We start from the raw sequence: 15,846 nt of genomic DNA on the forward strand, positions 1-15,846 counted from the left end.
GGCCGGCGAGGGCCGCGGCGGGGCCTTCTGACGCCGTCGCGCCGAGGCCGGGCTACTTGATGGTGACGGTCGCCGAGCCCTGCGGACCGGTCACCTCGAAGCTGTCGCCGGACTTCTTGTCCTTGGGATATTCGATGCAGCTCTCGTTGGGATCGGCGTTCGATATGGTGCAGAGCTTGTCGCCGTCGATCCGCCAGGTCCCGGTGATCTGGCCGTCGAAGGCGCTGAACTTGCCATCGGGCGTGAAGGTCACGTCGATCTTCATGTCCTGGATGGTCAGGACCATGCCGCGGGTGGTGACTTCCTGCAGCGTGCCGGCCCAGGCCGGCGTGGCGAGCGCGGCCAAGGCGGCCACGGCGATGATGAGTCTGCGCATGGGACCCTCCCCTGTTGCCGGCGGAGCCTACACCATATCGGCGGCGGTTGCGCCGGTCGAACATGCGTTTGATAATGAGCCGATCCAGAAAAACATACCGAAATTTCGAAAAGCAAGAAATTCGATGGGAGACGCCGATGGCCTGGGATTTCGAGACCGATCCTGATTTCCAGAAGAAGCTCGACTGGATCGAGGATTTCATGCGCGAGGAGGTCGAGCCCCTCTCGCACCTGGGCATGGCGGTCTATGGCGGCCTCGGCCGCGAGAAATTCATCAAGCCGCTGCAGCAGAAGGTGAAGGACCAGGGGCTGTGGGCCTGCCACCTCGGCCCCGAACTGGGCGGCCAGGGCTATGGCCAGGTGAAGCTCGGCCTGATGAACGAGAAGCTGGGCCGCAACGGCCTGGCCCCCACTGTCTTCGGCTGCCAGGCGCCCGATTCAGGCAACGCCGAAATCATCGCCCACTACGGCACGGACGCTCAGAAGGAGAAATACCTCTGGCCGCTGCTCAATGGCGAGATCCGCTCGGCCTTCTCGATGAGCGAGCCGACCGGCGGCTCCGATCCCCTGACCTTCAAGACCCGCGCCGTGCTCGACGGCGACGAATGGGTGATCAACGGCGAGAAGTGGTTCTCCACCAACGCGCGGTATTCCAAGGTGCTGGTGCTCTATGCGGTCACCGACCCCGACGCCAAGGACCCCTATCGGCGGACCTCGATCTTCCTGGTGCCGACCGACACGCCCGGGGTGGAGATCATCCGCAATGTGGCGGTGGGCGGCGGTGGCGAGATCGGCGGCGGCAACGAGGGCTACGTCCGCTATAACGATGTGCGCCTGCCCTATGACGCCTTGCTGGGCGAGCGCGGCGCGGCCTTCGTGATCGCCCAGGTGCGGCTGGGCGGCGGGCGGGTGCACCACGCCATGCGCACGGTGGGCGCCTGCAAGAACGCGCTGGACCTGATGTGCAAGCGGGCGGTGTCGCGGACCACCCGCGACGGCAAGCTCGCCGACCTGCAGATGGTGCAGTCCGACATCGCCGAGAGCTGGATCGCGCTGGAGGCCTTCCGCCTGATGGTGCTGCGCACCGCCTGGCTGATCGACAAGCACAAGGACTACCAGCTGGTCCGCAAGGACATCGCCGCCATCAAGGTGATGATGCCCAAGGTCTATAACGACATCGCCACCAAGGCCGCCCACCTGCACGGCGCGCTGGGGGTCTCCAACGAGATGCCGTTCATGCACATGGTGACCTCGTCGCTCGTGATGGGTATCGCCGATGGGCCGACCGAGGTGCACAAGGTGACGGTCGCCAAGCAGGTGCTGAAGGACTACCGGCCCGACAACGACCTGTTCCCGGCCTACCACATCCCCAAGCTGCGCGAAGAAGCCCAGAAGCGCTATGCCAAGGAGCTGAAGGAATTGCGGGCGGCCTACGCGGCGCGCAAGGAAGCCGAGCCGGCGTGAACCTAGGAGATTGCGCGTGAGCAAGGCGCCGCTGATCGTCGGCCTGGGCGGCACGGTGCGGGCCGGCTCCTCCACGGAGCGGGCGCTGGGCGTCGCGCTGCGGGCGGCGGAAGCCGCAGGGGCGGAGACGCGGCTCCTGGGGGGCGAATTCCTCAGCCGGCTGCCGATCTTCGATCCTCGGCCGAGCGGGCCGACGGCGGAGCAGACCGAGCTCGCCGAGGCGATCCGCACGGCCGACGGGGTGATCGTGGCCAGCCCCGGCTACCACGGCTCCCTCTCCGGCGTGATCAAGAACGCCCTCGATACCCTCGAGCTGACCCGCGACGATCCCACGCCCTATTTCCAGGGCAAGCCGGTGGGTACGATCATCACCGCCGACGGTTGGCAGGCGGCGGGCACCACCTTGATGGCGCTCAGGGCGATCATACATGCCATGCGGGGCTGGCCGACGCCGTTCGGCGCGGCCCTGAACGCGGGGACCAGCCTGTTCGACGAGGCGGGGGAGTGTCGCGAGGCGAAGGACGCCTGGCAGCTCGCCACGGTCGCCGAGCAGGTGATGGACTTCGCCCAGATGCGAGCGAGACAGTGAGATCTTGGCCATGAAGCGCCCCTATCTCGTTCCGCCCCCCGGCTCCGGCATGGCCGAAGGCGTCACCGACGCGATCAGCCCGATCGAGGACATCATCGAGGACGCCCGCAACGGGCGGCCCTACATCCTCGTCGACGCCGAGGACCGGGAGAACGAGGGCGATGTCATCATCCCGGCCCAGTTCGCCACGCCCGAGCAGATCAACTTCATGGCCAAGCACGCCCGCGGCCTGATCTGCCTGTCGATTCCGCTGGAGCGGGCCCGGGCGCTGCGCCTGCCGCCCATGGCCAGCGACAATCAGTCGGGCCACGGCACCGCCTTCACCGTCTCCATCGAGGCGCGCGAGGGGGTGACCACCGGCATCTCGGCCCACGACCGGGCCCACACCATCGCGGTCGCCATCGATCCGACCAAGGGCCCGGACGACATCGTCTCGCCGGGCCACGTCTTCCCGCTGGTCGCCAAGGACGGGGGCGTGCTGGTCCGCGCCGGCCACACCGAGGCGGCTGTCGACATCAGCCGCCTGGCCGGCCTGTCGCCGGCCGGGGTGATCTGCGAGATCATGAAGGACGACGGGTCGATGGCGCGGTTGCCGGACCTCGTCGCGTTCGCACAGCTGCACGGCCTGAAGATCGGCACCATCGCCGACCTGATCGCCTATCGCCGGCGCACCGAGCGGCAGGTGGAGCGGGTGCTGGAGCGGCCGTTCGACTCAGCCTTCGGCGGCCGGTTCCGGATGATCGTCTATCGCAACGTGCTGGACGAGACCGAGCACGTGGTTCTGGCGCGCGGCAAGATCGATGCGGAGAAGCCGACGCTGGTCCGCATGCACCGGGTCGACATGGCGGCCGACATGCTGGGCCATGTGGAGACGCGGCGGGACTATGTGGCCAAGGCCCTGCAGGCGATCGCCGACTACGATGGCGCGGGCGTGGCGGTGTTCATCCGCGACCCCAACCCGCACTGGCTGTCGGAACGCTATGGCCGCCCCGACGCCAACCAGAGCGAGAACATCCTGCGCGACTATGGAATCGGCGCGCAGATCCTGCTCGACCTCGGGGTGCGCGACATGACCCTGCTCACCTCGTCCAAGACCGTGCTGCCGGGCTCGGCCGGCTACGGCCTGAAGATCCTCGGTCGGATGCCGCTGGACTGATCGGCGGCCTCGCGCGTTTCGCGGGGCATGAGCCAGCTTCGCATCGGCTGTTCGGGCTGGACCTACAAGGACTGGAAGGGTCCGTTCTATCCGCCGGAGGTGAAGGACAGGACGCGGCTCGAGTACTACGCCACCCGCTTCGACACCGCCGAGCTCAACGCCAGCTTCTACCGGCTGCCGTCGGAGGCGATGGTCGAGGGCTGGGCCAGGCGCGCGCCGGCGGGCTTCACCTACGCCTGGAAGGTCAGCCGCTTCATCACCCACAACAAGAAGCTGAAGGACTGCGAGGATTCGGTCGCCCTGGTGTTCGGACGCATGGCGCCGCTCGCCGAGCACCATGGCCCAGCGCTGATCCAGGCGCCGCCGCAGCTGCGGCGCAACGACGAACGGCTGGCGGGTTTCCTGAAGCTGTTGCCGACGGGCCGGCGGCACGCCGTCGAGTTCCGGCACGAGAGCTGGTACGCGCCGCAGGTGTTCCAGATCCTCGCCGACTTCGACGCCGCCCTGTGCATCTCCGACCACCATTCGGCGCCGGCGCCCTGGGCGGTGACGGCGTCCTGGGTCTATGTGCGCGGCCATGGGCCGGGCGGGCGCTACCGGGGCCGCTATCCCCAGGCCGAGCTGGCGGCCTGGGCCGAGCGGATCGGCGCCTGGCGAGCGGCAGGGCGCGACGTCTACGCCTACTTCGACAACGACATCAAAAGCGCCGCGCCGTTCGACGCCGAGGTCCTGATGTCGCTAACCGGCGCCAGACCTTACGAATCCCGAGCCGGCTGATGGCGAAGCCTGGCTGCAGGCCGGGCGTGCGGGAAACCGCCGCACCTCGATGCATTGCAGTCGATGGCTACTTACTCTAATAAAATGAAAGGGATGGGCATTGTAGAGTTATAGGATGCCCTTGGATTCCGTCACGCTCGCGATCCGCGCGCCCTCCCTTGCTGACCTCTATCCCGATGCGCCGGCGGCCGAGACCGGGCCGCTCGGTCCTGCCGCCTACCTCGACGCCGACCAGCGCGCCGGCCTGGGGGACAACGGCAAGACCAGCTACACCATCGACCAGGCGGCGAACCAGATCATCCGCGGCGCGCCCGGCTGGTCCGGGGTCCTGGGCGAGCCCTCCACGGTCACCTATGCCTATCGCGCCGACGCGCCACCCACGATGCCGGACGACACGGCAGGCTTCCAGCCGTTCAACGCCGCCCAGATCGACCAGGCGGAGACGGCCATCAAGGCGTGGGAGGATGTGGCCAACATCCGCCTTGTGCGGGTGGGCGCCGGCGATAGCGGCCCGGCAGCCTATTCGGACAACGCCACCATCCTGCTCGGCGACTATACGACCGGGCAGGCGGGCGCGTCGGCCTTCACCTTCTTCCCCGGATCGAGCCGAGCGAGCTCGTCGTCGGGCGACGTCTGGGTCAACGTCAGCCTCGGCTACAACTTCGCCCCATCCCCGGGGACTTACGGGGCGCTCACCCTGGTGCACGAACTCGGCCATTCGATCGGCCTCGACCACCCGTCGGACTACGACGCCAGCGCGAATTCGACCCTGAGCTATGCGACCGACGCCTCCTACTACGAGGACGACCGGCAATATTCGGTGATGAGCTACTTCGGCGAGTCGAACACGGGGGCCAATTTTGGGGGCGTCTATCCGGCCGCGCCCATGCTGGACGACATCGCCGCCGCGCAACTCGAGTACGGCGCGAACATGTCGACCCGCACGGGCGACACGGTCTACGGCTTCCATGCGACCGCCGACGAGCCATGGTTCGCAGCGAGCGGGCCAACCAGCAAGCTGGTGTTCGCGGTGTGGGACGCCGGCGGCAACGACACCTTCGACTTCTCAGGCTACGGCCAGAACCAGCTGATCGACCTCCGCGCCGGCGACTTTTCCAACGTCGGCGGCCTGGTTGGCAACGTGGCGATCGCCCAGGGCGTGGCCATAGAGAACGCCATCGGCGGCGGCGGCGCGGACAGGATCTTCGGCAACGACGCGGGCAACCAGATCTTTGGCCACGGCGGCGCCGACACCATCGTCGGCGGTGCGGGCAGCAACTACCTGCGCGGCGACGACGGCAACGACTCGATCCAGGGCGGAACCGGCTTCAACGATATCAACGGCAACCTGGGCGACGACGTGATCGACGGCCATTCGCAGGTCGGCGACTGGCTGGTCGGCGGCCAGGGCAACGACCTGATCACCAGCCACACCTCCGGCAACATCCTCTACGGCAACATCGGCAACGACACCCTGGTGGGCGGCGGCGGCGGGGAGATCATCCGGGGAGGCCAGGGCGACGATTCCATTGCCGCCGGGGCTGGGGGCGCGTGGCTGTCCGGCGACCGGGGCAACGACACCCTCCAGGGCGGAGCCGGCGCCGACACCTTCCACGGCTTCACCGGCGCCGGCCTCGACCGGGTGCTGGGCTTCGAGGTCGGCAAGGACCATGTGCAGCTCGATCCGGGCACGGTCTACGCGGTGAGCCAAGTGGGCGCTGATACGGTGATCAGCATGGGGCCGGGCGACAACATGGTCTTGGTCGGGGTGCAGGCCACCACCTTGCCGCCGGGGTGGATATTCGGCGCGTAACGCCGGGCCACAAGCCAAGCTTCAGAAATAAAATCAGAGTGTTAAGGCAAAGCTCCGCCCAAATATCGCCGCTATGCCGGGGATATTGGCGCGCCTTCGAGGGGGGGCGAGCAGCCCCGGATTGCGCGCGCTAGCAGGGATTGCCGTGACCACCATCAACGTCGACAGCGACTATTCGGTCGCCCCCGGCCAGACGCTGACCTTCACCAATGAGTGGGGATTCGCGGTCGACCAGAGCGGCATGTGGCCGACGCCGGCCCCCCTGCACCTGATAATCGCGGGGACGGTGGTGGCGAACAGCACCGGGGCGGACTCCATCTTCGGCGTCGTCGACAAGTGGAGCACCGCCGGTTCCACCATCGAGATCGCCGCGGGCGGCAGTCTTAGCGTCAACGCCCAGGCGAACGGCGCGCACGTCGAGGGCATCGACGCCAGCGGCCCCGCGCTGACGGTCGTCAATCATGGGACGATCGAGGTTTCGGCCCCCGGTTCGGCCGACGGCCTCTATTCGCAGGGAATCGTCGACTTCCAGAATACCGGGCGGATCACCGTGACGTCCGCCGACATCGGGGCGAGCGGTGTGGCGTTCGGAGGCGGCCACTTCAACAACAGCGGCGTCATCGAAGTCGACAGCAACAAGTACAGCGTGGGAGTCTCGGTCAGCGGCTTTGGCGGCGTCAGCGACTTCGTCAACTCGGGCGAGATCCGGGTTCATGTCTCGGACCCCGCCATCGTTTCGGTCGGAGTCGCGTGGTCGGCCCCGTTCCAAGGCGGCGGGGCGGGTTTCATCAACGACGGGATCATCGAGGGCGCCTACGCCCTGAAGGTGGGCGCGCCGCCCGGCGGCGCGACCGGGGACCCCATGCTGTTCGTCAATGACGGTCACATGTACGGCGCCGTCGACATGGGACCCGGCGATGCAATCCTGGTGAACGGCGGCGAAATCGTCGGCGCGGTGAACCTCGGGTTGGGCGACGACACCTACAGCGGCGGATCGGGCGTGGTCTGGGGATCGGTGGATGGCGGCGACGGCAACGACGTCATCTGGGGCGGCGCCCAGGGCGAGAGCCTGACCGGCGGCAACGGGGCCGACACCATCCACGGCGGGGGCGGCGACGACCTGATCTCCGGCGGGCGCGACTCCGACCTGCTCGACGGCGGGCCCGGAAACGACGGGGTCACCTACGAAGACGCCACCATGGGGGTGAACCTGGACTTCGTGTCCGGCCGGGCCGACTCCTCCGGGGAAGACACGATTTCCGGTTTCGAGCTCGCGTTTGGCAGCCGCTTCGCCGACACGCTCTCGGGGGATGCCGGCGCCAACACCCTGAGCGGCGACGCCGGGGCCGATCAGATCTTCGGCCGCGAGGGAAATGACAGCATCGTGGGCGGCGACGGGCAGGACTATCTGCGCGGCGGCGATGGGGCCGACAGCCTTTCCGGCGGCGCGGACTTCGATGACATCAACGGCAACGCCGGCAACGACACCGCCTCCGGCGGCGATGGCAACGACTGGGTAGTGGGCGGCAAGGACGATGACCGGCTGTCCGGCGACGCCGGCGACGACATCGTTTACGGCAATCTTGGGAATGACACCTGCGATGGCGGGACGGGCAACGACCTGATCCGCGGCGGCCAGGGGGACGACGTGCTGATCGGAGGGCCCGGCGACGACTGGCTCTCCGGCGACCGTGGCGCCGACACCCTCACCGGCGGCGCAGGCGCCGACATCTTCCACAGCTCTTCCGACGCAGGCCTGGACGTCGTGACCGATTTCAACTCGGCAGAGGGCGACCGGGTGATGCTCGACCCGGGCTCGGCTTACACGACCTACCAGTCGGGCGCCGACACGGTGATCGACTTCGGCGGCGGTAATGAGCTGGTGTTGAAGGACGTGCAGCTCGCGGGCCTGCCCGCCGGCTGGATCCTGGGGGCCTGAGCCGTGGACACCGTCATCGTCCAGGCCGACTACACCGTGTATTCCGGCGAAAGCTTCGACTTCACCGACGCTGAGGCCTTCGGCATCCAGCAGGTCCAGGGCCATGCCGCGCCCTCGCTCACCATCGCCGGCGCCGTCACCGAAACCTGGACAACGGCCACCGGCTACTCGCGGGCCGCCATCGGCGCCTCGGGCATATCCGACAGTTCACAGATCCTCGTCGACACGACCGGCGCGTTGAAGATTTCCGCCCTGCAGGGCGGGGCCAACGTCTATGACGGCGGACTGGGGTCGGATCCGGACTTCGTGAACCGCGGCCTGGTGCAGCTTACCTCGCTCACCATCGCCAGCGCCGGCGGCGTGCATGGCGGCGACATGAGCTTCGAGAATTCCGGCGTGTTCCGCATCGACGGCGGCGGCATGGTGCGCGGGATCGACATCTCCAACCAGGCCACCGTCATCAACAGCGGCCTGATCGACATCACCGCGGGACTCTACGAGCACGGCTTCGGCATCGGGCCGTACGCCGTCTCGATGTACGCCGGAACCTTCCTGAATTCGGGCACGATCCAGATCAGCGATCCGGCGGCGGGCTCCGAGACCGTGGCGGTGAGCTGGTACGACGCCACGGACCCCTTTTCGTGGCAGCCGCAGCACAGCTGGCTGAACACCGGGACGATCCAGGGCGACGTGGCCCTGCAGGTCTCGCAGCCCGCCTCCACGCAGACCCCGGAGTTGTTCACCAATCAGGGTCGGATGATCGGGCGCATCGACCTTGGACCCGGCGGCGACCACCTGCTGAACAGCGGCCGGATCGACGGGGAGGTCGACTTGGGCGCCGGCGCCGACACCTACGCGGGCGCGACGGGGGTTTCCGGCGCGGTCCACGGCGGGGCTGGCGATGACGTGATCATCGCCGGCTTGGGGACTAACTACCTGCGCGGTGACGACGGCAATGACTCCATCGTCGGCGGGAGCGGCTTCAACGACATCAACGGCAACCTTGGCGACGACACCATCGAGGGCCATTCGCAGATCGGCGACTGGCTCGTGGGCGGCCAGGGCAACGACCTGATCGAAAGCCACACCTCTGGCAACATCCTCTACGGCAACATCGGCAACGACACCCTCGTGGGGGGCGCGGGGGATGAGATCATCCGCGGCGGCCAAGGCGACGATTCCATCACAGCCGGAGCGGGCAGGGCGTGGATCTCCGGAGACCGCGGCGACGACACCATCCAGGGCGGGTCGGGCGCGGACACTTTCCACACCTTCGCCGATGCCGGGATCGACCGCGTGCTCGGCTTCTCGGAGGCCAAGGGCGACCACGTCGAGGTGGACCCGGGCACGGTCTATGCGGTGAGCCAGGTGGGCGCCGACACGGTGATCAACATGACCGGCGGCGGCCAGATGGTGCTGGTGGGGGTCGATATGGCGAACCTGCACCCGGGTTGGATCTTCGGCGCCTAGAAGCCTGTCGCGGTTGGTTTGAGCCAAGCCAACCGGGATGAACAGGATCGAGTCCACTTTGGCGGATGCGCTCTGGCGCCACAATCTGAGTTCCCCCGAGCCGCGATCGGGCCTATATGGAGCCCACACCCGCCCGGCCGAAAGGCCGGGCGCCTTTGTTTCCGAAACCCGGAATTTCGAACCGAGACCTGGCCATGACGACTGACATTCTGATGCCCAAGGCGACCGCGGTCTGGCTGGTGGACAACACCTCCCTGACCTTCGACCAGATCGCCGCCTTCTGCGGCCTGCACCCGCTGGAGGTGAAGGGCATCGCCGACGGCGAAGTGGCGCGCGATATCCGCGGCGCCGACCCGATCGCCAACGGCCAGCTCAACCGCGAGGAGCTGGACCGGGCGGAGAAGGATTCCAAGTACCGCATGATGGCCCAGAAGAGCCGTCACGCCGAATATCTGAAGCCCCAGAAGAAGGGCCCGAAGTATACGCCGGTCTCGCGCCGCCAGGACCGGCCGGACGCCATCGCCTGGTTCCTGCGCAACCACCCGGAGATCGCCGACAGCCAGATCGCCCGCATCCTCGGCACCACCAAGGCGACGATCGATTCCGTGCGCAACCGCACGCACTGGAACTCGGCCAACATCAAGCCGGTCGACCCGGTGACGCTGGGCCTGGTCCTGCAGCTCGAACTGGACGAGGTGGTGCGCAAGGCGGCCGACAAGAAAACCCGCGACGACGCCAAGAAGGGCATCGCGCCGGAAGGCCCGACCCTGCGGCCCGCCTCGGAGACCGGTGTGATCGAGGACGAATCCGCCGTCGTCGACGACGAGGAAATGGCCGACGAGGATTGAGAGAGTTCGTCCCTCCTCTTCAGGGGAGGGATGTCCGCGCAGCGGACAGGGTGGGGAAGTCGGGATCAGACTCCCAAGTCGGCGCTCGAGGCGCAGACCCCCACCCGTCCCGAGCTGCGCTCGGGCCACCCTCCCCTAAAGAGGAGGGATGGCGATCAGTGAACCGCCGCGCCTCGCAGCGATTCGAGTTCGTCTTTCAGCTTTAGCTTCTGTCGCTTGAGTTCCTGGAGCCTGAGGTCATCCCCTGAGGGGCTTCGCAGTTCGTCCTGGATGGCTTTTTCCAGGGACTGGTGACGAGCTCCGAGTTCGCGGAGCCTGGCTTCCAAGGCCATGAGCAGCGCCTCCTTTGCGGGTGGACAGCGACGCAGTGAACACCCGCTGTGCTCGGCTGTCAGATCACATATGTTTGCAGCCGGCGCGTGCGACGCGTTGGAACCCGGGGCGTTTAGGACCTTCCGCATGGCGAAGAGCGAGCAGCCCCGGCTGGTGGTCGGCATCTCCGGCGCTTCGGGGATCGTCTATGGACTGCGGGTGCTGGACGCGGCCCGCGAGCTCGGCGTCGAGACGCACCTGGTGATGAGCCGGGCCGCGGCGCTGACGCTGGCCCAGGAAACCACGCTCAGCATGGCGCAGGCGCAAGGCCGCGCCGCGGCGGTCTATCGGGTGGGCGACGTGGGAGCCGCGATCGCCTCGGGATCGTTCAAGACGCTGGGCATGATCGTGGCGCCCTGCTCGGTGCGCACCATGAGCGAGGTCGCCACCGGGGTGACCGCCTCGCTGCTGACGCGGGCCGCCGACGTCACGCTCAAGGAGCGGCGGCCGCTGGTCCTGATGGTCCGCGAGAGCCCGCTGCACCTGGGCCACCTGCGCACCATGGCCAAGCTCGCCCAGATGGGCGCGGTGATCGCCCCGCCGATGCCGGCCTTCTACGCCAAGCCTGGGAGCCTGGAGGAGATGGTCGACCAATCGGTGGGCCGCGCGCTGGACCTGTTCGGTCTGTCCTGGAAGCCCGTGAAGCGCTGGGGCGAGGACATAGGTCCCTTGGGGGGTCCTCTCGGGGATCCGCTCGACGCCGCCGCGAAGGACGAGGCCTGATGTCGATCTGGGACTGGACGCTGAAAGCCTATGGCCGACCCGGCGTGCCGGAGGCCTGCCTGGCGTTGCAGGACCGGTTCGGCCAGAACACCGACCTCTTGCTCTGGGCGGTCTGGGCCGAGGTCAAGGATCCCTCGCTGCTGGCCCGGGCCGTGGCGGTGACGCGGGCGTGGGAGGCCGTGGCGCTGGCGCCGTTGCGCGCCGTGCGCCGGGGCCTCAAGCCGGCCTTGCCGCCGGTCGACGATGCGGCGCGCGAGCGGCTGCGCGAAGAGGTCAAGGCCTGCGAGCTGCAGGCCGAGCGGGCGCTGCTGGAGACCCTGGCTGAGATCGCCGGCGAGTCATCCGGCGGGGCGCATGCGCTGGACGCCCTGGAGGCGGCCTCGGCGGCCTGGAAACCGGCCGCGCCGGACGCGGAGCTGGCTGCGCTCGCCGCCGCCTTGGGCTAGTCTGCCGCCACGCTCATGGATGATTCCGATTTCAACGAAGAGATGCTGCGAGCGCGGCTCGCCGAGCTGCGCCAGGAGCATGCCGACCTCGACGCCTCGATCCAGGCGGTGGCGCTGTCGCCGCTGCCCGACATGATGCTGATCGGCCGCCTGAAGCGTAAGAAGCTGGCCCTGAAGGACGAGATCTTCCGGATCGAGGAAGAGCTGACGCCGGATATATTGGCTTAGGTTAGGTCAGCCCGCCGCGCGCTCCCGCTTGGCGGCGTACATGGCGGCATCGGCCCGGGCGACCAGGGCTTCGGGCTCGAGGTCGTGGGAGATCTGGGCGACGCCGTAGGAGATGTGCAGCGGCGCGGTCCAGTCGCCGAACGCGATGGGCTCTCGCTGGATGGCGCCGGCCAGCGCCGCGGCCTTGGCCTCGGCGATGGTCTGGTCGGCCTGCACCAGGATGACGGCGAACTCGTCGCCGCCCATGCGGCCCACGATGTCGGACTCGCGGACATTGGCCTGCAGGCGCTCGGCCACGGCCTGCAGGGCCGCATCGCCCGCGGCATGGCCGTAGCGGTCGTTGACCGCCTTGAAGCCGTCGAGGTCGAAATAGACCAGGCTGGCCGGCGCGCCATAGCGCTGGGCAAAGGTGCGGATGCGCCCCACCTCGCGCAGGAAGGCCCGGCGGTTGAGCAGCGGGGTGAGCGCGTCGCGGTCGGCCAGGCCCTCGGTCTCGATGAGCTTGGCCTTCAACCGCCCGACCTCGGTCCTGAGGTCGTCGATCTCGCTGAGCAGGGTCTGCAAGGCGGCTTGCACCGCCGGCGTCAGGTCCGGCTCGGTGAGGCCAAGGAAGGCAGCCGTGTCGGCGGGGGGCGGGGCGGCCACCTGGGCCCCGGCCTGGGCCAGGGCTCGCCGACGGATTGTCGAGAAGGGCTCGTTGCGCGCGCCGGAAATCTTCATCGAGGTGGGAGGCCTCTAAAGGTCCAAGAGAATCAACGACGCAGCACGAACAGAGGCGAATCCTAAACCTCCCGGTTGCTCGAAGAAAGCGCCTGCCTATACTCCGCGCCTTTCCGGCCGGGGCGGAAGGTTCCAGAGCATCCAAATGACCGCCGCCGCAGCGCCCGTCGCCATCATCATGGGCAGCCGATCCGATTGGCCCGTCCTCAAGCGCGCGGCTGAGATGCTCGACGAGCTCGGCGTGGGCTACGAGGCCAAGGTGGTTTCCGCCCACCGTACGCCCGGGCGCATGTACGACTTCGCCCGCGGCGCCAAGGCGGCCGGCGTGCAGGTGATCATCGCCGGGGCCGGCGGGGCGGCGCACCTGCCGGGCATGACCGCCTCGCTCACCGACCTGCCGGTGCTGGGCGTGCCCATCGAATCCAAGGCGCTGAAGGGCATGGATAGCCTGCTTTCCATCGTCCAGATGCCGGCCGGCATACCGGTCGGAACGCTGGCCATCGGCGAGGCCGGGGCGAAGAACGCCGCCCTGCTGGCCGCGCGCATCCTGGCGTTGGGCGATCCGGCGTTGGCCGCGCGCGTGGCCGAGTTCACCGCCCGCCAGACCGCCAGCATCCCCGAGACGGTCGAGGACGCTTAGACAGCGCCATGCCGGACGTGTCGCGCAAAGGCGGGCCGCTGGAACCGGGCCGGACCATCGGCATCCTCGGGGGCGGCCAGCTCGGCCGCATGCTGGCGGTCGCGGCGAGCCGGCTGGGCTTCGACGTGGCGATCCTCGATCCCGAGCCCGACGCGCCGGCCGGCCGGGTTGCCGCCCATACGATCGTCGCGGCCTACGACGACCCGCAGGGGCTGGCGGCCCTGGCCGCCGCCGCCGACATCGTCACCTATGAGTTCGAGAACGTGCCGGCCCAGGCGGTCGCCAGGCTCGCCGAGATGGGTATGGAGGTCGCGCCGGGGCCGCTGGCGTTGCGCGTCGCCCAGGACCGGCTGGAGGAGAAAACCTTCCTCAACGCCAACGGGGCGGCGACGGTGGCGTTCGCGGCCGCCGACAGCGCCGAGGCGGCGGTCGCGGCGGCGGAGCAACTCGGCGCGCCCTGCCTGATGAAGACCCGGCGCGAGGGCTATGACGGCAAGGGCCAGCGCTGGGTGGAGCATGCGTCGGACGCCGCGGCGGCCTTCGAGGCGCTGGGCGGCGGGCCGGTGATCCTGGAGGCGGCGGCCGATTTCGTGCGCGAGCTCTCGATCATCGCCGCGCGCGGGCGCGACGGGGCGACGGCGATCTATCCGCTGGCCGAGAACCACCACGAGGGCGGCGTCCTGCGCCGCTCGATCGCGCCGGCCCGCGTCGCTCCGGCTCTCGCCGACCAGGCCGAGCGGATCGCCGCCCGCGTGCTGGCGGGCCTCGACTATGTGGGCGTCATCGGTATCGAGCTGTTCGAGATGCGAGACGGGTCCCTATTGGTCAACGAGTTCGCCCCGCGCGTGCACAACACCGGCCACTGGACCCAGGACGGCTGCGAGGTCGACCAGTTCGAGCAGCATATCCGCGCCGTCGCCGGCTGGCCCCTCGGCCCCACGGCGGCGATCGCGCGGGTGGAGATGCTGAACCTCCTGGGCGACGAGGCCGACGACTGGCTGCGCTACGCCGCCGAGCCCGAGACGCGCGTCCACCTCTACGGCAAGCGCGGGGCCAAGCCCGGCCGCAAGATGGGCCACGTCAATCGGGTGAAGCCGCTCTAGTCCCGTAGCGAATGCGGCCAAGCGCCGCTGCGGCCCCGGCGAGGAGGTCGTAGGGCCGCCAGCGGGTGGTCGCCTTCCAGGTCTCGAAGGCCATGACATCGGCGATGCGGCGATCGACGAAGGCCAGGGCCTCGCCGCGGCCCGAGCTCAGGCGCACGGCCATGGCGCCGGTGAGGATGCCAGCCAGCAGGACGCGCTTGGAATAGTGGTTCTCGTCGGTGGCCGCGTCGCCCGCCCAGCGCCACAGGCCATCGGCGCTCTCCCAGGCCAGGCGGCCGGCCAGCGGGACACGGCCGGGCAACGCCAGAAAGCCCATCCAGCGGCGGGTGGCCGTCTCGTCCTGGGCGGCGGCGTCCAGCCGGGCCTCGACGGCGCGGGCGATGCGCTCGCGGATCTTCAGGGCCGTGGGATCCACCCCCTCCAGCAGGACCAGGGCGCGCGCGTCGTGGCGGCGCGACAGCAGGGCGGCGAGATCGGCCGGACCGCGCGGCAGCAAGAGCTCGGTCTCCCCATCTGACAGGCCGGCGGCGCGGCCGGCCAGCCGCGCCATCCGCGAGGTCCAGCCCTCATGCGCGGCGATGGCCAGCGCGCGGTCCAGCACCTGCTGCTCGGTGTCTGCGGCCCAATCGCGGCGTTCGGGGGGTTTCGTCATGGGCGGCTTGTTTAGCGCTTTGCGCGATGCTCGTCTCGGCGTGGACATCGGGCCCCTCTTGGTGTATCTCGCCGCGCTCGACCCGAAGGCCGCTGCCTCCGGGCCATTATTTTTTTGTTCGCCCGCCGCCGCCCCCGAACGTCCAGCTTGGGCAGGGAGACAGGGGGCCGGGCCCGGCAGGCAGGCAGGAGAGAGACCTCTGGTTCAGATTTTCGTCCGCGACAACAACGTCGACCAGGCCCTCAAGGCGCTGAAGAAGAAGATGCAGCGCGAGGGCTCGTTCCGCGAGATGAAGCGGCACGTGCACTACGAGAAGCCTTCCGAGAAGCGCGCCCGCCAGAAGGCCGAGGCCGTGCGCCGCGCCCGCAAGCTGGCCCGCAAGCGCGCCCAGCGCGAAGGCCTGATCGCCGCGCCGAAAAAGCCGACCCGGTAGCGCTCGTAACCGGCCTGTCGAGTTCCTATTTTGGAGGGCCGCGCCACCGGGCGCGGCCTTTCGCATTTATGGTCAAGGCGCGGTCTTCGGTCGCGCGA

General features: G+C 68.8%; 18 protein-coding genes. 14 read left to right on the forward strand and 4 right to left on the reverse strand.

The window, feature by feature from the left end; all coding sequences use genetic code 11:
- Positions 1–52: 52 nt before the first annotated feature.
- Positions 53–376, reverse strand: coding sequence for a hypothetical protein (locus VGT80_RS00345; RefSeq protein WP_327451861.1), 324 nt, complete (start codon positions 374–376; stop codon positions 53–55).
- Between the two features lie 137 nt (positions 377–513).
- On the opposite strand from VGT80_RS00345, the gene VGT80_RS00350 reads away from it, so the two are divergent.
- The 8 genes from VGT80_RS00350 (at position 514) to VGT80_RS00385 (ending at position 10,431) form a co-directional block, all read left to right on the forward strand.
- Entirely contained in the window at positions 514–1,839 is a 1,326-nt protein-coding gene (locus VGT80_RS00350) for an acyl-CoA dehydrogenase family protein (protein WP_327451863.1), read from the forward strand.
- Between the two features lie 16 nt (positions 1,840–1,855).
- Positions 1,856–2,428 (forward strand): NADPH-dependent FMN reductase, encoded by a 573-nt coding sequence (locus tag VGT80_RS00355; protein ID WP_327451865.1) that lies wholly within the window; start codon positions 1,856–1,858, stop codon positions 2,426–2,428.
- Positions 2,429–2,438: 10 nt separating this feature from the next.
- On the forward strand, positions 2,439–3,584 hold the full coding sequence (gene ribB / locus VGT80_RS00360) for a 3,4-dihydroxy-2-butanone-4-phosphate synthase (protein ID WP_327451867.1): 1,146 nt from the start codon (positions 2,439–2,441) through the stop codon (positions 3,582–3,584).
- A gap of 27 nt (positions 3,585–3,611) precedes the next feature.
- Positions 3,612–4,361 carry a DUF72 domain-containing protein gene (locus VGT80_RS00365; protein ID WP_327451869.1) on the forward strand — a complete coding sequence of 250 codons (750 nt, stop codon included), beginning with the start codon at positions 3,612–3,614 and terminating at the stop codon, positions 4,359–4,361.
- A gap of 115 nt (positions 4,362–4,476) precedes the next feature.
- Positions 4,477–6,174 (forward strand): M10 family metallopeptidase C-terminal domain-containing protein, encoded by a 1,698-nt coding sequence (locus tag VGT80_RS00370; protein ID WP_327451871.1) that lies wholly within the window; start codon positions 4,477–4,479, stop codon positions 6,172–6,174.
- 145 nt (positions 6,175–6,319) lie between these two features.
- Entirely contained in the window at positions 6,320–8,113 is a 1,794-nt protein-coding gene (locus VGT80_RS00375) for a calcium-binding protein (protein ID WP_327451873.1), read from the forward strand.
- 3 nt (positions 8,114–8,116) lie between these two features.
- Positions 8,117–9,583, forward strand: coding sequence for a calcium-binding protein (locus VGT80_RS00380; protein WP_327451875.1), 1,467 nt, complete (start codon positions 8,117–8,119; stop codon positions 9,581–9,583).
- A 194-nt stretch (positions 9,584–9,777) separates the two neighbouring features.
- On the forward strand, positions 9,778–10,431 hold the full coding sequence (locus tag VGT80_RS00385) for a DUF1013 domain-containing protein (RefSeq protein WP_327451878.1): 654 nt from the start codon (positions 9,778–9,780) through the stop codon (positions 10,429–10,431).
- A gap of 155 nt (positions 10,432–10,586) precedes the next feature.
- Here VGT80_RS00385 and VGT80_RS00390 read toward each other — a convergent pair whose 3' ends face one another.
- Positions 10,587–10,763: a YdcH family protein gene (locus VGT80_RS00390; RefSeq protein WP_327451880.1), complete on the reverse strand. Its 177-nt coding sequence runs from the start codon at positions 10,761–10,763 to the stop codon at positions 10,587–10,589.
- 127 nt (positions 10,764–10,890) lie between these two features.
- Here VGT80_RS00390 and VGT80_RS00395 point away from each other — a divergent pair, with 127 nt between their 5' ends.
- The 3 genes from VGT80_RS00395 to VGT80_RS00405 are packed head-to-tail and all read left to right on the forward strand — an operon-like array spanning position 10,891 to position 12,200.
- Positions 10,891–11,526: a UbiX family flavin prenyltransferase gene (locus VGT80_RS00395; RefSeq protein ID WP_327451882.1), complete on the forward strand. Its 636-nt coding sequence runs from the start codon at positions 10,891–10,893 to the stop codon at positions 11,524–11,526.
- Positions 11,526–11,972, forward strand: a complete 447-nt coding sequence (locus VGT80_RS00400; protein ID WP_327451884.1) for a TIGR02444 family protein — start codon at positions 11,526–11,528, stop codon at positions 11,970–11,972. Before VGT80_RS00395 ends, VGT80_RS00400 begins: the two co-directional genes overlap by 1 nt.
- Before the next feature lie 15 nt (positions 11,973–11,987).
- Positions 11,988–12,200, forward strand: a complete 213-nt coding sequence (locus tag VGT80_RS00405) for a YdcH family protein (RefSeq protein WP_327451886.1) — start codon at positions 11,988–11,990, stop codon at positions 12,198–12,200.
- A gap of 6 nt (positions 12,201–12,206) precedes the next feature.
- On the opposite strand, the gene VGT80_RS00410 is transcribed toward VGT80_RS00405, so the two are convergent.
- Positions 12,207–12,920, reverse strand: a complete 714-nt coding sequence (locus tag VGT80_RS00410) for a GGDEF domain-containing protein (RefSeq protein WP_327451888.1) — start codon at positions 12,918–12,920, stop codon at positions 12,207–12,209.
- Positions 12,921–13,065: 145 nt separating this feature from the next.
- Between VGT80_RS00410 and purE the strand changes: the two genes are divergently transcribed.
- A complete protein-coding gene (purE, locus tag VGT80_RS00415; protein WP_327451890.1) occupies positions 13,066–13,560 on the forward strand; it encodes a 5-(carboxyamino)imidazole ribonucleotide mutase in 495 nt (164 codons plus the stop codon).
- 8 nt (positions 13,561–13,568) lie between these two features.
- Entirely contained in the window at positions 13,569–14,663 is a 1,095-nt protein-coding gene (locus VGT80_RS00420) for a 5-(carboxyamino)imidazole ribonucleotide synthase (protein ID WP_327451892.1), read from the forward strand.
- Here the strand turns inward: VGT80_RS00420 and VGT80_RS00425 are convergent.
- Complete coding sequence (locus VGT80_RS00425) at positions 14,641–15,315, reverse strand: COQ9 family protein (protein ID WP_327451894.1); 675 nt, start codon at positions 15,313–15,315, stop codon at positions 14,641–14,643. The two genes, VGT80_RS00420 and VGT80_RS00425, sit on opposite strands and share 23 nt — an antisense overlap.
- 199 nt (positions 15,316–15,514) lie before the next feature.
- Here VGT80_RS00425 and rpsU point away from each other — a divergent pair, with 199 nt between their 5' ends.
- Positions 15,515–15,748: a 30S ribosomal protein S21 gene (gene rpsU / locus VGT80_RS00430; RefSeq protein WP_068874644.1), complete on the forward strand. Its 234-nt coding sequence runs from the start codon at positions 15,515–15,517 to the stop codon at positions 15,746–15,748.
- Positions 15,749–15,846: the final 98 nt, after the last annotated feature.

Origin of the sequence: Phenylobacterium sp. (assembly GCF_035944335.1) — a bacterium.
Lineage (GTDB): Bacteria > Pseudomonadota > Alphaproteobacteria > Caulobacterales > Caulobacteraceae > Phenylobacterium.

What these genes read in the sequence shown, in the direction of transcription:
- VGT80_RS00405 (WP_327451886.1), top strand. Translation starts at nt 11,988, where the DNA reads ATGGATGATTCCGATTTCAACGAAGAGATGCTGCGAGCGCGGCTCGCC.
- purE (WP_327451890.1), top strand. Translation starts at nt 13,066, where the DNA reads ATGACCGCCGCCGCAGCGCCCGTCGCCATCATCATGGGCAGCCGATCC.
- VGT80_RS00395 (WP_327451882.1), top strand. Translation starts at nt 10,891, where the DNA reads ATGGCGAAGAGCGAGCAGCCCCGGCTGGTGGTCGGCATCTCCGGCGCT.
- VGT80_RS00390 (WP_327451880.1), bottom strand. Translation starts at nt 10,763, where the DNA reads ATGGCCTTGGAAGCCAGGCTCCGCGAACTCGGAGCTCGTCACCAGTCC.
- VGT80_RS00385 (WP_327451878.1), top strand. Translation starts at nt 9,778, where the DNA reads ATGACGACTGACATTCTGATGCCCAAGGCGACCGCGGTCTGGCTGGTG.
- VGT80_RS00420 (WP_327451892.1), top strand. Translation starts at nt 13,569, where the DNA reads ATGCCGGACGTGTCGCGCAAAGGCGGGCCGCTGGAACCGGGCCGGACC.
- VGT80_RS00370 (WP_327451871.1), top strand. Translation starts at nt 4,477, where the DNA reads ATGCCCTTGGATTCCGTCACGCTCGCGATCCGCGCGCCCTCCCTTGCT.
- VGT80_RS00400 (WP_327451884.1), top strand. Translation starts at nt 11,526, where the DNA reads ATGTCGATCTGGGACTGGACGCTGAAAGCCTATGGCCGACCCGGCGTG.
- VGT80_RS00410 (WP_327451888.1), bottom strand. Translation starts at nt 12,920, where the DNA reads ATGAAGATTTCCGGCGCGCGCAACGAGCCCTTCTCGACAATCCGTCGG.
- VGT80_RS00350 (WP_327451863.1), top strand. Translation starts at nt 514, where the DNA reads ATGGCCTGGGATTTCGAGACCGATCCTGATTTCCAGAAGAAGCTCGAC.
- VGT80_RS00425 (WP_327451894.1), bottom strand. Translation starts at nt 15,315, where the DNA reads ATGACGAAACCCCCCGAACGCCGCGATTGGGCCGCAGACACCGAGCAG.
- VGT80_RS00365 (WP_327451869.1), top strand. Translation starts at nt 3,612, where the DNA reads ATGAGCCAGCTTCGCATCGGCTGTTCGGGCTGGACCTACAAGGACTGG.
- ribB (WP_327451867.1), top strand. Translation starts at nt 2,439, where the DNA reads ATGAAGCGCCCCTATCTCGTTCCGCCCCCCGGCTCCGGCATGGCCGAA.
- VGT80_RS00345 (WP_327451861.1), bottom strand. Translation starts at nt 376, where the DNA reads ATGCGCAGACTCATCATCGCCGTGGCCGCCTTGGCCGCGCTCGCCACG.